Source organism: Herminiimonas fonticola (assembly GCF_040395855.1).
Classification (GTDB): Bacteria; Pseudomonadota; Gammaproteobacteria; order Burkholderiales; family Burkholderiaceae_D; genus Oxalicibacterium; species Oxalicibacterium fonticola_A.
This window is the reverse complement of sequence record NZ_JBEBPO010000008.1, coordinates 1-15,319: the sequence shown is the minus strand read 5'-3', so window position 1 is coordinate 15,319 and position 15,319 is coordinate 1. Positions and strand designations below refer to the sequence as shown.

Here is a 15,319-nt window from a genome sequence, read left to right as displayed (position 1 = left end):
AATTCCAAGGCGCTGCAAAAATAATTTTGACTCTTCCAGCAGAGAAAATTATTTAAGACTCGGCGCCGCTTGCGAAGCAAACGATTTGACTGCAGACTCACCGGCCGCCGCACCCAACTTCCGCAGCACGCGATCAGACAAGCCTTCGCGCTGTGTGTAATCGACAATATTGCTCACTTTGAATTCGTCGCGTGCCACGCTTTCAACAGTACCAAAACCATCTGCCAAACCAAGCTCAACCGACTTCGCGCCACTCCAGAACAAACCGGAGAAAATTTCCGGTGTTTCTTTCAGGCGTTTGCCACGGCCTTTGCGCACGACATCGATAAATTGCTGATGAATTTCATTCAGCATACCCTGCGCATATTCTTTCTGTTTTTCAGTTTGCGGACTGAACGGGTCCATGAAACCCTTGTTTTCGCCGGCCGTCAGCAAACGCCGTTCAACGCCGAGTTTTTCCATCGCACCGGTAAAGCCGAAACCATCCATCAACACGCCGATCGAGCCGACGATGCTCGCCTTGTTGACATAAATACGATCGGCGGCGGCAGCAATGTAATACCCGCCGGAAGCGCAAATTTCATTCACCACTACGTACAAAGGTTTCTTTGGATATTGCTTGCGCAGGCGCGTGATCTCATCATTGATGATGCCTGCCTGCACCGGACTACCGCCCGGACTGTTGATTTGCAGGATCAATCCGACCGAACCCGGATCTGCATACGCCTTGGTAAGCGCTGAAATAACCGTTTCCGCATCGCCGGCGCCCTTCGCTTCTATAGTGCCGTCTATCTTGATCAAGGCAGTATGCGGGCCGACATTTTCCATATCGCTGACGCTGGGACCAAAGCTCGTCCACAAGGCGAACGCAATCAGCAGCAAGGTCGTGAATTTAAAGAAGATACCCCAGCGACGACGCGCACGCTGTTCCTTGATTGTCGCAAAGGCCAGCTTTTCCAGCACCTCACGCTCCCAGCCTTCTTTCTTGGGAGCAGCGGCAGCCGGCGTTGCGGCCTGCCACGATGGAGCTTGATTCAATTGATCGCTATCGTTACTCATATCATCACTTTGTTTGTTCCACGCTGGCTTATGCGCGCGCGGGTCTTACGTATTCATCCGGTTGCCAGAATACCTGATTATCTTTTTCCATGATTTCTATCCGTCGCAAACTACGGCCACGACAAGGTCCGCCCTCGCAGCGCCCGGTTTCCGGTGTATAGACCGCGCCATGCGTGGAGCAGATCAGGTACAAGCCGCTCGACTCGAAAAAATCACCTTCATTCCAGTCCAGCTCTATCGGGACATGTGCACACCGGTTCAGATAGCCGCGCGCGAGGCCGCCATAACGAACGACAAAACCGGTGGCATCGTCGCCCCCCGCAGTCACGGGAAAACGCACTCCTTTACCGCCCTCTTCAAGAGCGGAGGCGTCGCAGATAGGAATAAGCACCGTCGTCAAAACTGATTACCCGTTTGTACCCAGCCATGCATGCAACTCGGCAACTGAGTTTGCCGCATAGAGCGGATTCAGCGCCTGCAGTTCGGCCGGTGTATGCGCGCCGTAATGCACGGCAACACCGGATGCGCCGGCATTCTGCGCCAGCAGCAAATCATGGGTAGTGTCGCCTATCATGACTGTGCGTTTCATGTCCTGTCCCAATTCGCGCGTCAGTTCCTGCAACATCGCCGGATGCGGCTTGGAAAAAGTTTCATCCGCACAGCGCGTTGCATCAAACAATGACAATAATTTGGATGCATTCAGCGCGCGATTCAAACCGACACGACTCTTCCCGGTTGCCACGGCAAGGAAATAACCTTGCTGCGAAAGATCGTTCAGCATTTCATGCACGCCATCAAACAGTACCAGGCCACCATCCTGATTCAGGTAGTGATAGCGATAACGCTCAACCATGCGCGGATAATACTTGGGATCAATATCCGGCAACGCAACTTCCATTGCATTCTGCAAACTCAGGCCGATGACGTGCGACGCCGCCTTTTGGTCAGGGATAGGCAAACCAAGATCCTTGGCTGCTGCTTGTATACAGTTGACGATCACTGCAGTGCTATCCATCAAGGTACCGTCCCAATCGAAAACGATGAGATCAAATTGCTTTCTTGCCATTTCCTCTGACAGCGCGCGCTGCCAACTCCTTTTCCGGTATCGATGAGCCTACTTGGCTCGTGACTATTTATATTAGCTGGATGTTTTCTTCAAGCTCTTGAGAAAGCGTTCGCATTCTGGCGGCAGCGGCGCATTCAGCGTCACTGGTTTGCCACTTTCTGGATGAATGAAGGTGATCTGATGTGCGTGCAGGAACATGCGTTTCAACGCAACGCGCTCGCCATCCGCTTTTTGCAGATCGCGATTCAATGCAAAATCACCGTATTTATCATCTCCTGCAATCGCAAACCCGCTGGATGCCAGATGCACGCGTATCTGATGCGTACGACCGGTTTTCAATTCCGCTTCGAGCAAGGCGAATTCGCCATAACGCTGAATCAGATTGAAGATCGTGTGCGACTCCATGCCGTCGGCCTGCACGCGAACCCGTCGCTCGCCATCCGCCGTCGAGTATTTATGAAGCGGCAATTTAATATGCTGGCGTGTGTTTTTCCAATCGCCATGCACCAATACTAAATAGCGCTTGTCCGGCTCTCCGCCACGTATCTGTTCATGCAAATTTGTCAATGCCGAGCGTTTTTTGGCCAGCACCAGCACCCCCGAGGTATCTCTATCCAGCCGGTGCACCAGCTCCAGAAATTTGGCATCCGGGCGGGCTGCGCGCAACTGTTCGATCACGCCATAACTGACACCGGAACCGCCATGTACTGCAACCCCGGCCGGCTTGTCGATCACCAGCAGATGATTATCTTCAAGCAATATCTTGAATTCCGCACCTGGCGCAGTGGATGGTGTTTTTTCCGCAATGCGGATAGGCGGGATGCGAACAACATCGCCTTCAGCCAAACGATAGGTTTGGTCAATACGGCCTTTATTGACGCGCACTTCGCCAGAACGCAACACACGATAGATGTGACTTTTCGGCACGCCTTTGCATATGCGTAGCAAATAGTTATCTATACGCTGACCGGCTTCTTCTTCGGAAATGGTGACAAGCTGAACTTGGACCGAAACTTGGGATTGGACCTGCGACGAGCGGGTGGGTAATGGCATTTCAGCCTGTTTCCCTGAAAATCTCGCTAAGTCCTTCATTTTGAATATATAATCGTTTCGCAATGGTCACAAACCATTGCTGGTGTAAGAATAAAAAAGACATTCTACACAGGGGCGTCTCCATCGGCCTCGCCAATTTGCAAATTCGATGGAAAAGATGTGTATGCACCGCCCCTGTGCGAGTCAAGGTTGCACCGTTGTTGTAATCGGATAACGCGCAAGGGTGTTGGTCAAGAATGTTTGGATTGTTAGGATAAAGTCCGGCAAGCTCGCCGTTTAAGGGAAAGCTCGCTGGTTGATGTAGTTCAACTGTTTGCCGATTCTGCTATGTTTTATATGGCTCAAGTACTGTGTTCACCACCTGCAACGTTCGTTGCGCTCGATTTATTCGACGCGCACGATGCGGATCAAGTGAGCATTCGGCAACCGTTTTACTGCATCCGCGCCCCGTTGTGACTACAGCGCGTCTGCGCTAAGTATCACACACCAAGGCAATTTCCCTCCCCAAGCACTCCTGCCCCGCGTACATCCCTGTACTGATGCTGTAGATGGCGCTTATTGCCGTCAATGCAAGATAGAAACGCTCAGCGAGCCGCAATTCGCTGCGATGTTCCCCGATAGCCACAATGCTATTGCCGCTCATCGCTTCACGCCGGCGCGCCAGATGCCTTCTGCCTGCATTTGATGTCTTTAGGTAACGCTATGGCATTAAACCGACCTTCGGGTCACGGAGCACTTACATGAAACGCATGTTATTTAATGCAACGCAACAAGAAGAATTGCGCGTTGCCATTGTTGATGGGCAAAAACTCATCGACATCGATATCGAAACAACCGGACGCGAACAACGCAAGTCCAATATCTACAAAGGTGTTATCACCCGTATCGAACCGTCACTCGAAGCCTGCTTCGTCAGCTACGGTGAAGATCGCCACGGTTTCCTCCCCTTTAAAGAAGTCGCACGCACCTACTTCAAGGAAGGCGTCGATGTTCGCAGCGCATCCATCAAGGATGCATTGCGCGAAGGCCAGGAAATCATGGTCCAGGTCGAGAAGGAAGAGCGCGGCAACAAAGGCGCGGCACTGACTTCATTCGTATCGCTGGCTGGTCGCTATCTGGTTCTGATGCCTAACAATCCACGCGGCGGCGGTGTATCGCGTCGCGTCGAAGGTGAAGATCGCCAGGAACTGCGCGAAACCATGGACAAACTGGATTTGCCGCAAGGCATGTCCGTTATTGCACGTACCGCCGGCATCGGTCGTAACGTCGACGAACTGCAATGGGATTTGAACTACCTGATGCAATTGTGGCGTGCCATTGAAGGCGCTGGTCAATCCGGCGCTGGCGCATTCCTGATTTATCAGGAATCGTCGCTGGTCATCCGCGCCATCCGCGATTACTTCCAGCCTGACATCGGCGAAATCCTGATCGATACTGACGACATCTACGAGCAGGCTCAGCAGTTCATGAGTCACGTGATGCCGGACATGGTGCATCGCGTCAAACGCTATCGCGACGACGTGCCGCTGTTCTCGCGCTTCCAGATCGAACATCAGATCGAAACCGCGTACTCGCGTACCGTGCCTTTGCCATCCGGTGGCGCGATCGTGATCGATCACACCGAAGCACTGGTATCCGTCGACGTCAACTCGGCGCGCGCAACCCGCGGCAGCGACATCGAAACCACTGCATTCCATACCAACTGTGAAGCCGCTGAAGAAGTCGCCCGCCAATTGCGCTTGCGCGATCTGGGTGGCCTGATCGTCATCGACTTCATCGATATGGAGAATTCGAAAAACCAGCGCGAAGTCGAAACACGTCTGAAAGACGCTCTGCACTACGATCGCGCTCGCGTCCAGATGGGCAAGATTTCGCGTTTCGGCCTGATGGAATTGTCGCGTCAGCGCCTGCGTCCATCGCTGTCCGAAGGCAGCCATGTGACTTGCCCGCGTTGCAACGGCACCGGCCACATCCGCGATACCGAATCATCCGCATTGCAAGTCCTGCGCATCATCCAGGAAGAAGCAATGAAGGAAAATTCGGCATCGATTCACGTGCAAGCGCCAGTCGACGTCGCCGCTTTCCTGCTGAACGAAAAACGTGGCGAAATCCTGAAGATCGAAACGCGTCATCGTGTCTCCATCATCCTGATTCCGAACAAGCATCTGGAAACGCCGCACTACAAACTCGAACGCATCAAGCACGACGATCCACGCCTGGAAGAAACACAAGCCAGCTACGCAATGACCGAACAAGCCGACACCGACATCAGCTATGGCAAGCGTCAGAAGGAAGATGCCAAACCGCGTCAGGAAGCTGTGGTCAAAGGGATTACACCTGATCAGGCACCTATCGTTGAACGCAAACTGACAGAAACGGTAAAAGCCGCCCCCGCCGAAAAAGGCTTCTTCCAGAAACTCATGGCCTTCTTCAGCGGCAGCTCGGAACAACCGACAGCTGCACCGGTTCAAGCTGCCAAGGAAGACAAGAATCAGCGCAACCAGCGTGGCGAACGCAAAGACGGCGGCCGCAATCAGCGCAATCGCAGTCGTGGCGGCCGTGGTGGTCGTGAGCGTGGCGAAGAGCGCGAAGAAGCAGCCACAAAAGCAGCACCGGCAGCCAGCGAAACGCAAAATGCACGCCCTCCTCGCCCTCCGCGTGAGCCACGCGAACCGCGTGAACCACGTGAAGGCAATGAAGGACGCCAGCGTAATCCGCGTCCACCACGCGAAGACCGCAAGGAAGTCGTTGCTGAGGATGCAGCTTTGTTGCCAGTCAGCGCAGTAGTTGCCGGCACCGCGCCAGCCAGAACAACACTGCCAGCAGCTGAAGCAAACGGCAACGTTGCTGTCGTACTGGATGCAAACGGCATTCCGGTAGAAGCAGTGGAAGGCGAAGAGCAACCGCGTCGTCGTCGTCGTCGTGGCGGTCGCAACCGTAATCGTCGTGATCGTGACACTACCGAATCCGGTACTGAAAACGAAAGCAATGAAGATGGCGTAGCCGCGCTGCAAGAGAACTCCTCGCAGGATGAAGCGGTCCAGACTCCAGCTACGGCACATGCAAGTGCAACGGAAATGGCATCCGCCGCCGTCAACGCAACAACTCGGGAAACAGTCACACACGCAGCGGAAACAGTCATTGCAGCCGAAGCACCAGTCAGCGCATTGACATCAATCATCGCTGCACCGCTGATTCCGCAAGAAGTGATGCGTCAGGCAGAAGTGGAAGTTGCCACACCAGCTGTCGTTGCTGTTGAAGCTGCTGCACCGGTTGCCGAGTCGGAACCAGTCGCCGTTGCACCTGTAGTGGCTGAAGTAACTCCGGTTGTTGAAGTAGCACCGGTCGTAACAGCAGCACCTGTTATTGAGACAGCACCAGTTGCTGAGGCTTCACCAGCAGCAGCGCCAGCTCCTCAAGCAGCTCCGGCAATTACTCCTGCTACAGCACCTGCTGTTGCAGCAGCTCCGGCAACACGTACGAGTACAGTTGAAGACCTGGACCAGGTGCTGCAAAGTGTCGGTTTGATTTTGGCGTCCACCAATCCGGAAAAATTGCGTGCAGCACAGGAAGAAGCTGCAAAGTTCGTTCCGCCTCCACGCGTACCGCGTGAACGCAAACCGCTGCCACCGCAATCGACTGAGCCTTTGGTACAGATGGAAACAAAGCGCTAAGACTGATTCATCCTGCATAGGCAGGATATTCAGTCACAAAAAAGGGAGCCTAGGCTCCCTTTTTTATTTCCTCGTTTTCTTCTGCCAGTAGCTGAAAAAAACCACTGGCAAATAAAACTTATGCCGCAATACGCTCCTGCGTCATTGCATCGATCTGCTGCAACCGCTGGATGGTATCTGCACACGCATGCGCAGCTTCTTTTCCCTTGACCAGGAAGTGATCGAAGAAAAAACCCTGATGTTCATCGTGCGAATGGAAATGATGCGGCGTCAGCACAGCGGAAATAACCGGCACTTCCGTTTCCAGTTGCACCTGCATCAAACCACTGATCACGGCTTGCGAGACGAACTCGTGACGATAAACTCCACCGTCCACTACCAGGCCGGTGCCGACGATTGCAGCATAACGGCCGCTTTTGGCGAGCACTTTGGCGTGCAGTGGAATTTCAAATGCGCCGGCAACTTCAAAGAAATCGATTACATCTTCCGAATAGCCGCGCACAGCCATTTCTGCCACGAAGGCGATACGACATTGATCTACGATTTCCTTGTGCCAGCTTGCTTGAATAAAAGCGATACGACGTGTTGCCGATTTTGTTTTGATGTCGATAGCGTGTTGCATGTAAAGCTCCTGTGTACAAATGAAAGTACAGGGCAATTTGAATATCAAGCGGGAATGGCAAACGCACGTGACCACAAAGTGTCAGTGAGTAATGAGTCATCCCGTTCTCTATCATCCGGACTATGACCGTCGGCCTCGGGATCACACCGAGTCTGCTGACCTTGTTGAAATAAGCTGAGGAAACAGCTTGAACTTCCAGCAAGCGCTCGCGGGCTAGACACAAATTCGTGTCATTACCGCCGGTGGGGAATTTCACCCCGCCCCGAGAACGTTCTAATGAAGGTTTGTGTTGAAAACTCAGCGCATCACTTCATCAGTGAGACGTGAATTTATCATGATTCAAAAAATGTTGCTGACAGCGAACAAAAATCTACTCTTTATCATCCAGCAAATCACCCAGCGGCAAATCCACGCCGAGCAGCTGTTGTGCAGCCTCGCTTGGCAATGCCTCTACCGACTTCAGTTTGCGCGTCATCTGACGGCTTCTGGTCTCGGCCTGCTCGATGTTCTTGGCTGCCCGCTCCAGCGTCGCCTTGGTCGCAGCCAGTACATCGCCGAATTTACCGAATTCGGTTTTGACTGCACCCAATACCTGCCACACTTCCGATGAACGCTTTTCCAGTGCCAGCGTGCGGAATCCCATTTGCAGACTGTTCAGCAATGCCGACAAGGTCGATGGGCCGGCAATGCTGACACGATGCGTGCGCTGCAGATCGTCAGCCAGACCTGGCCTGCGCATGACTTCTGCATACAAGCCTTCGGTCGGCAAAAACAGAATGGCGAAATCAGTGGTCAAAGGTGGCGACAGATATTTCTCGGCGATTTTTTTTGCCTCGCCACGCACGACGGCTTCCAGTTCTTTTCCTGCCAACAGTACGCCATCTGCATCAGCACGATCGGCTGCTTCAGCCAAACGTTCGTATTGTTCCTTCGGAAATTTCGCATCGATAGGCATCCAGATCGGCGTCTGGCCGTCATCGTTGCCCGGCAGTTTGATCGCGAATTCGACGCGCGCGCCGCTGCCCGGTATCGTTTCCACATTCTTCGCATACTGGTCCGGCGTCAACACCTGTTCCAGCAGCATTTCCAGTTGTACTTCGCCCCAGGTGCCGCGCGTCTTGACGTTGGTCAGCACGCGTTTCAGATCACCAACGCCAATTGCCAGTTGCTGCATTTCGCCCAGGCCTTGATGGACTTTTTCCAGCCGATCGGAAACCAGCTTGAAGGATTCGCCCAGACGCTGTTCCAGCGTTGCATGCAGTTTTTCATCGACGGTCTTGCGCATTTCTTCCAGGCGCGCGCCGTTGTCAGTTTGCAGATCCTTGATCTTGGCTTCCAGCGTGGCGCGTACTTCAGCCATGCGTTGCGCATTGGATTCCGTCAGCGTCGTCAATGTCTGATTCAAAGTGTCGCCGAAACGCTTGAGCGCCGTTGCCTGCTCTTCCCTGCCGGTCTGTGCCTGCAGCGTAATCGCCTGCCGCATCGCTTCCAGTTGCTGTGCATTCGCTTCGTTCAATTTGGCGAGTTGCTGCGCGAAGGAATCGATCTGATTGTTTTGCAAGGTCGCGACGCTGGTCAATTGGGTTGCCAGCGCCTGCTGAAATTGCGTGAAATTGCTGCCCAGTTCCTGCCGTGTGGCTTGCGCTGTCGATTGCACCTGTTCGCGCAATTCGCGTTCGATACGTTCGCTGCCTTGTTGCTGGTGCCGCTGCAATTCGTTTTGCAAGGTCGTCAGTTGCGGCGTGATATCGACGGCGCGATTGCGCAGTATCGCGACGATTTGCAGCGCAATGATGACGACTGCAAGCAGCAGCAAGATAATAAAATGCAGTTGTGTCATATAGGTTTATGTCCGGGTAAGGCAAATCAAATCGCGAATATGCATGGCACAAGCACGACTGTTTAACCGTGCGTGTTACGCATCCAGTCGGCAGTTTCGGCAAATGCTTTTTGCAGATGTTCCTGCAGGGATGGAACGATACCGACATCCTGCATCGCCATTTCCATGCAGCGTAACCATTGATCGCGCTCGTCGGTGGCAATGGCGTAAGGCAAGTGACGCGCACGCAGGCGCGGATGGCCGAAGCGCTCGACAAACAGATTGGGGCCGCCAGTCCAGCCTGACAGGAACCAGAATAATTTATCGCGTGAACCATCCATAGACGTCGGATGCATCGCGCGTATCCCGGCGAAAGCGGGTTCCAGATCCATCAGATCGTAAAAGCGATCGACCAGCGCGCGCAGGCCGGTCGCGCCGTCCAGAAGTTCGTACAAAGTGTGCTGTTGAGTATCTTCAGTAGTCATAGCCTGCATGATAACGCATAGGTATGCAGGACGACATGCTTGCAGGCTCAACAACACGCCTCTGAATACGGTGTTTCAAGCCTCGCGCAAGGTTTGCAGCGGCGGTTGATTCAGCACATGCCGCAAGCCGACCCAGCCTCCAATAAATGCACACACTGCGCCGGTGCCCACACCCGCCAGCCACACAACAGGGCTGAACACCCAGGCGAAGTCGAAGACGAAATGCGCCAGACTCCAGCCCACCGCAGTCGCGCCGGTCGCGGCGAGAAAACCTGCGAGGCTGCCAACCAGCAGAAATTCTATCCATTGCGATTGTGATAGCTGCTTGCGCGTCGCACCGAGCGCGCGCAACAGGCCGGCCTCGCGTGTACGTTCATCCTGCGAACTGACCAGCGCAGCGTACAAAACCAGCATGCCGGATGCCAGCGTAAAGAGGAACAGGAACTCGACTGCGGATACCACCTGATCAATAACTTCCTGTATCTGTTTCAGCACGCTGCCAATATCAACCACCGTCAGATTCGGGAAGTCACGCGTCAGCTGGTTTTCCCACGCGACATTCGCTGCCGGTAAATGAAAAGCCGTGATCCAGCTTTGCGGCATGTCTTTCATCGTCGCGGGATTGATGATGACAAAGAAGTTCACCCGCATCGAGCCCCACTCCAGCTTGCGCAGACTGGTGATAGGCACATCCACCGTTTCACCGGCGATCTCGAACTGCAGGCGATCGCCCAGCTTCAACTTCAGTGTCTTTGCCAAACCTTCCTCGACCGAAGCTTCCGGCTTGCTATTGTCATACCAGCGTCCGGCAGTGATTTGATTTTGTTCTGGTATATCCAGCATGGTGGATAAATTGAATTCGCGATCCACCAGGCGCTTGGCGCGATCTTCAATAAAGGTTTCGCCGGTAATCGGTACATCGTTAATCGCCAGCAAGCGACCTCGTATCATCGGATACAAATCGTTGCCGGCAATATTGTTTTGCTCCAGCCGTGCTTCAAACTGCGCTTTCTGATCGGGCTGGATATTGATGACGAAGCGGTTCGGTGCATCGGGCGGCGTGGCGTTGCGCCATGCGCTGACCAGATCGCCTCGTATTACCGTCAGCAGCAGCAAAGCCATCAAGCCCAATGCCAGTGCGACCACCTGCACCACCGTTGCGCCAGGGCGGCGTTGCAGCGCCGTGATTGCAAAGCGCCAACCCGGATTTGCGATTGCTCCGCGCAAGAACTGCAGCGACTTCAAGGCCAGCCAGCTGATCAAGGCAAAAGCTGCAAGTCCGCCGAGGAAACCGACCGCCGTCAGCAGGCCCAGCTTTACATTCCCGGCCTGCCACAACAGCAAGCCGATAAAGGTCAGCAAACCCAGCGTATAAGTCGCCACCGTCATCGGCTGCGGCAACTCCTGTTCGCGCCGAATCACGCGATTGTGCGGCACGTTGCGCAATTGCAGAATCGGTGGAATCGCAAAACCGATCAACAGCAGCAAGCCGGTTGCCAGTGCCTGCAATGCAGGAACGAATGAGGCCGCCGGCAATTCCTTGGTAACCAGTTTGCCCAGCCATTCGATCAAGACAAAATGTGCAGAAAAACCGATCAGCACACCGATCACGCTGCCTACCACGCCAACCAGAAGAAATTCGATCAGGTATAACGCCGTCACCTGATTTTGCGTCATACCCAGGCAACGCAGCATCGCGCAGGCATTCACATGACGCACCATGAAGCGGCGTGCAGCCATCGCGACGGCAACTGCAGCCAGCATGGCCGACAGCAAACCCACCAGCGACAGAAACTGCTCGGCGCGTTCCAGCGTGGCGCGCATTTCCGGCCGCCCGGATTCCAGCGATTCGGTACGCATGCCTTTGATATTCTGCGTATCGATGGCGCTCTGCACCTGTTGATCGAAAGCCCTTACATCGGCCGGCTTGCCTGCTAGCAGCAAGCGATAAGTGACACGCGAACCGTTCTGCACCAGGCTGGTTGCAGCAAGATCAGCCTGCGACAACATCACGCGCGGTGCAAAGTTCATGAAACCGGCACCGCGATCCGGTTCAAAGGTCAGGATTTTGGCAATCGTGAACACCTTGTCGCCCAGTTTCAGCGGACTGCCTACCGCCACATGCAGGCTATCCAGAATAGCTGCATCGACCCACACCGTCCCGGCGGCAGGAATTGAATCGGCGACGACACCCTCGCTCTCCGGCTGCTCCGATACCTTGACCTTGCCACGCAATGGGTAGCCATTGCTGACGGCCTTGATGGATGCCAGCCTGGACACGCTTTGCTCGCCCTCGCCGGCAATTGCCATGCTGGGAAAAACAACCGTCTCGGCCAGTTGCAAGCCACGCTGTTTGGCATCATTGCGCAAGGCTGCTGCAATCGGCTCATCCGCGCGGATCACCATATCCGCGCCCAGCAATTGATGTGCATCCTGATTCAAACCGGTGCGCATGCGATCGACAAAGAAACCGACCGACGACAAGGCCGCCACCGCCACAATCAGCGCCACCAGCAGGAAGCGCAGTTCACCGGCGCGCCAATCGCGCTGCGTCATACGAAAAGATTGAACAAACATCGGGACATTCGCTTTCTGGAGCTGCTGCACTCAGCTTGTCATGAAGCGAGGCAGACACAGGAAATTACAATAGGAAAAAACCAGCACGCACAAGGTTAGCGTAAAAGCACAAGCATCGCCGATACCGAAAAAATCCTTGCCTACCAGATTCAACGCGCAAAAAACGCATCGACCTGAGCGAGATACTTTTGTTTGATATCCGGAGCTATGAAAGCGGCCGTGAAACTGTTGCGCGCCAGCTGCTGCAGATGATGTCTTTGCACAGGCAGAGCTTCCACGATCGCAGCAAAATTATCGTTCATGTAACCGCCGAAATACGCCGGATCGTCGGAGTTGATCGTAATCGTCAAGCCGGCATCCAGCAAAGTCAGCAGATTGTGCTGCAACATTTTTTCAAACACGCACAACTTGATGTTGGACAATGGGCAAACCGTGAGCGGCATTTTTTCACGCGCCAGACGCTGCATCAATACCGGATCGTCAATGCAACGCACGCCGTGATCGATGCGCTCCACCTGCAGCAGATCCAGCGCAGTTTCAATGTAGGCCGACGGGCCTTCCTCGCCTGCATGCGCCACCAGATGAAAGCCCAGTTCCCTGCATTGCGCAAAGACACGCGCAAATTTTTCCGGCGGATGACCGCGCTCGGACGAATCAAGGCCGATGCCAATCATCTTGTCGCGATACGGCAATGCCTGTTCCAGCGTCACGAAGGCTTCTTCTTCCGACAAATGGCGCAGGAAGCACATGATCAGGCCACCGCTCATATCCCATTTTTCATGGGCATCGCTCAATGCCCGATGTATGCCGTTGACGACTACGCCAAACGCCACACCGCGCGCCGTATGTGTTTGCGGATCGAAAAACAATTCCGTGTGCAAAACATTATCGGCATGTGCACGCTGCAAATACGCCCAGGTCATATCGTAAAAATCCTGCTCGGTCTGCAAGACACTGGCGCCGGCATAGTAGATATCGAGAAAGGATTGCAGATCGGTAAATGCGTAGGCTGCGCGCAATGCCTCGATCGATGGATAATCCAGCACGATCGCATTGCGCTGCGCCAATGCAAAAATCAATTCCGGTTCAAGCGAACCCTCGATATGAATATGCAATTCTGCCTTCGGCATTTTCCTTGCCGTGTCGATCAGGGCCGTGTTCATGATTGTTTTTTCCTTGCGTTTGCAGATGCGGACGAGAGTCTTATTCTACGTGACGAATAATGCAGCCTCGCATTCTTCGCATTGATGAAAAACAATTGGAATTTTTGTCATATACCCCGGTCAGTATTATAGTGAGACCGGAACGCCTGCTCTCATCCCCGTCGTTCGCGTATTGAATCAGTTCTATGGCGCAAGGGGAATTGCGAACACGATACGGCAAACCAATCGCGTCTGCCGAACATCAGGAAAACATGAACCAGCAAGGTGTTCGCAACGCAGGCGATAAAAAATAGCAGGAAGGGGAAAACGAATGACATTCCACAAGAATCAGTTCGGCGTACCGCAGTATCCTCACGACGACGCTCGCAGATTATTTGTGCTTGCTTCCGCCATCGATTTGCTGGAACACCCGACTGCAACCGCGATCGATGATCTGACCGGTATCGACAAGAGCACGATAGACAGCGAGGTCGACAAGTTGCGCGAGCAATACGGCATGGTCATCCATAAGTTCGGTGAAACCTATCGTATTGCATCGTGGGGCACGATACTGAATAAAGAGAACGTTGCCAAGGCAATGAAGCCGGAAAGCTAGCCATTCGCCAGCTGCATTTGACAATTCAAACAGCGATGGACCGGACTTCGGGATGCGGCGTGCCGGACCAGGTAAGTTCATACGCCATGCCGCGCCGTACATTTCCCACCAGCGCAGGACGAAAGCAGGCCAGATTGGTTCCGCCTGCGTGCCGGACACTGGGATAAATGACGCCCAGCGAACCCTCTTCCAGCAATTGCTCCGCCAGTTTCTGCGAAGCGACATAGCTATCCGGCGTCAGACATTGTGCATGACGGCTAGCACCGCGCAGATCGTGGAATTCACTGTTGAAATCCGCCAGCAGATTCTGATAGCGCACGCTATCGTCGAAACGATTGATCTCGTGATACTCCACCGTCTTGTGGAAAATTATTTCGTCGAGCGCAGTCTCGATATCGAAACCGCAATACCAGGCACCGCGCTCATCGCTGTTGAAGCGACTGCCTTCCGGCCGCGCATACGCAAACGCCGCGTTAATCATGCGGAAATTCGGCACGCCGAATACCAGCTCGTCCACGCCGATCCCGCTTGCGCGTCCGTGCTCGGCAATCAGTCTTTCATTCGTTGCATTATCGAGTTCAAAGATATCCGCCAGATGCGCGCTACTGTCGGAGAGCGGCACCAGCACCGAATCCTCGCGATCGACAAAACGCGATGGAATCAGCCTGCAGGTATCGAACTGGCGCAAGGGCACTATCGGCAGAGCAACTGCCATTACAATCCGCCGCGCCGGGCGTCGAGTAATTTCCGCACAGTCTGCATCGCCAGCAAGCCACCCGCCTGCATGTAGGCCAGCGGCGCCTGTCCGGAAAAAATAACATTCTTGTTGGCCAGGCTCACCCATTCATCAGCCAGCTTGTCGCCGTACAGGATGTGCAAGGCCTTGTAGATGCCGATCAGATACGAAATACGGGTAATGCGATCAACTTCGAGCACACGCTCGGGATTCTTTTTCCATTCATAGAACGCACTGCTCGACAGCCCGCCCAGCAACTCGCGCGCATCTTCATCGCGCACTTTCCAGGCTTCTGCAAGGCGAAAAAATCCCTTCAGCGCAGAACGCGACAAACGTTCCCGTTCCGACTTCACATTCAAGTCAAGCAGACCGACTGGTTCGAATCGGCTTTTTGGATAGGTGTAAGCGGCGCTCATTATTTTCTCCGTTTATGGACATAATATACTCCATTTCAGGAAATTCAAGCATAA

At 54.0% G+C, this 15,319-nt stretch carries 13 protein-coding genes and 1 riboswitch; of the genes, 2 read left to right on the top strand and 11 right to left on the bottom strand.

The window, feature by feature from the left end:
• Nucleotides 1-48 precede the first annotated feature (48 nt).
• The 4 genes from ABWP27_RS02330 to ABWP27_RS02315 form a co-directional block, all read right to left on the bottom strand.
• Entirely contained in the window at nt 49-1,059 is a 1,011-nt protein-coding gene (locus ABWP27_RS02330; protein WP_353153004.1) for a S49 family peptidase, read from the bottom strand.
• A 28-nt stretch (nt 1,060-1,087) separates the two neighbouring features.
• On the bottom strand, nt 1,088-1,459 hold the full coding sequence (locus ABWP27_RS02325) for a Rieske (2Fe-2S) protein (protein WP_353153003.1): 372 nt from the start codon (nt 1,457-1,459) through the stop codon (nt 1,088-1,090).
• A 6-nt stretch (nt 1,460-1,465) separates the two neighbouring features.
• On the bottom strand, nt 1,466-2,125 hold the full coding sequence (locus tag ABWP27_RS02320; RefSeq protein ID WP_353153001.1) for an HAD-IA family hydrolase: 660 nt from the start codon (nt 2,123-2,125) through the stop codon (nt 1,466-1,468).
• A 72-nt stretch (nt 2,126-2,197) separates the two neighbouring features.
• Nucleotides 2,198-3,217: an RluA family pseudouridine synthase gene (locus ABWP27_RS02315; RefSeq protein ID WP_502905309.1), complete on the bottom strand. Its 1,020-nt coding sequence runs from the start codon at nt 3,215-3,217 to the stop codon at nt 2,198-2,200.
• 701 nt (nt 3,218-3,918) lie between these two features.
• Between ABWP27_RS02315 and ABWP27_RS02310 the strand changes: the two genes are divergently transcribed.
• On the top strand, nt 3,919-6,852 hold the full coding sequence (locus ABWP27_RS02310) for an Rne/Rng family ribonuclease (protein ID WP_353152997.1): 2,934 nt from the start codon (nt 3,919-3,921) through the stop codon (nt 6,850-6,852).
• A 118-nt stretch (nt 6,853-6,970) separates the two neighbouring features.
• On the opposite strand, the gene ABWP27_RS02305 is transcribed toward ABWP27_RS02310, so the two are convergent.
• The 5 genes from ABWP27_RS02305 to ABWP27_RS02285 form a co-directional block, all read right to left on the bottom strand.
• Entirely contained in the window at nt 6,971-7,474 is a 504-nt protein-coding gene (locus ABWP27_RS02305) for a 6,7-dimethyl-8-ribityllumazine synthase (RefSeq protein WP_353152995.1), read from the bottom strand.
• A 99-nt stretch (nt 7,475-7,573) separates the two neighbouring features.
• A riboswitch (FMN riboswitch) is annotated at nt 7,574-7,748 on the bottom strand.
• A gap of 96 nt (nt 7,749-7,844) precedes the next feature.
• Complete coding sequence (locus tag ABWP27_RS02300) at nt 7,845-9,314, bottom strand: DNA recombination protein RmuC (RefSeq protein WP_353152993.1); 1,470 nt, start codon at nt 9,312-9,314, stop codon at nt 7,845-7,847.
• 62 nt (nt 9,315-9,376) lie between these two features.
• Nucleotides 9,377-9,778 carry a group II truncated hemoglobin gene (locus tag ABWP27_RS02295; protein WP_353152991.1) on the bottom strand — a complete coding sequence of 134 codons (402 nt, stop codon included), beginning with the start codon at nt 9,776-9,778 and terminating at the stop codon, nt 9,377-9,379.
• Between the two features lie 75 nt (nt 9,779-9,853).
• Nucleotides 9,854-12,355: an ABC transporter permease gene (locus tag ABWP27_RS02290; protein WP_353152989.1), complete on the bottom strand. Its 2,502-nt coding sequence runs from the start codon at nt 12,353-12,355 to the stop codon at nt 9,854-9,856.
• Between the two features lie 149 nt (nt 12,356-12,504).
• Nucleotides 12,505-13,518: an adenosine deaminase gene (locus ABWP27_RS02285; RefSeq protein ID WP_353152987.1), complete on the bottom strand. Its 1,014-nt coding sequence runs from the start codon at nt 13,516-13,518 to the stop codon at nt 12,505-12,507.
• A 310-nt stretch (nt 13,519-13,828) separates the two neighbouring features.
• On the opposite strand from ABWP27_RS02285, the gene ABWP27_RS02280 reads away from it, so the two are divergent.
• On the top strand, nt 13,829-14,113 hold the full coding sequence (locus ABWP27_RS02280) for a hypothetical protein (RefSeq protein ID WP_353152985.1): 285 nt from the start codon (nt 13,829-13,831) through the stop codon (nt 14,111-14,113).
• A 25-nt stretch (nt 14,114-14,138) separates the two neighbouring features.
• Here ABWP27_RS02280 and ABWP27_RS02275 read toward each other — a convergent pair whose 3' ends face one another.
• Both ABWP27_RS02275 and ABWP27_RS02270 read right to left on the bottom strand, forming a co-directional pair.
• Nucleotides 14,139-14,828, bottom strand: a complete 690-nt coding sequence (locus ABWP27_RS02275; RefSeq protein ID WP_353152983.1) for an RES family NAD+ phosphorylase — start codon at nt 14,826-14,828, stop codon at nt 14,139-14,141.
• The gene (locus tag ABWP27_RS02270) at nt 14,828-15,265 is read right to left on the bottom strand and encodes an antitoxin Xre-like helix-turn-helix domain-containing protein (RefSeq protein WP_353152981.1); all 438 of its coding nucleotides are present in this window, start codon (nt 15,263-15,265) and stop codon (nt 14,828-14,830) included. The genes ABWP27_RS02275 and ABWP27_RS02270 overlap by 1 nt, the downstream gene beginning before the upstream one ends.
• Nucleotides 15,266-15,319 lie beyond the last annotated feature (54 nt).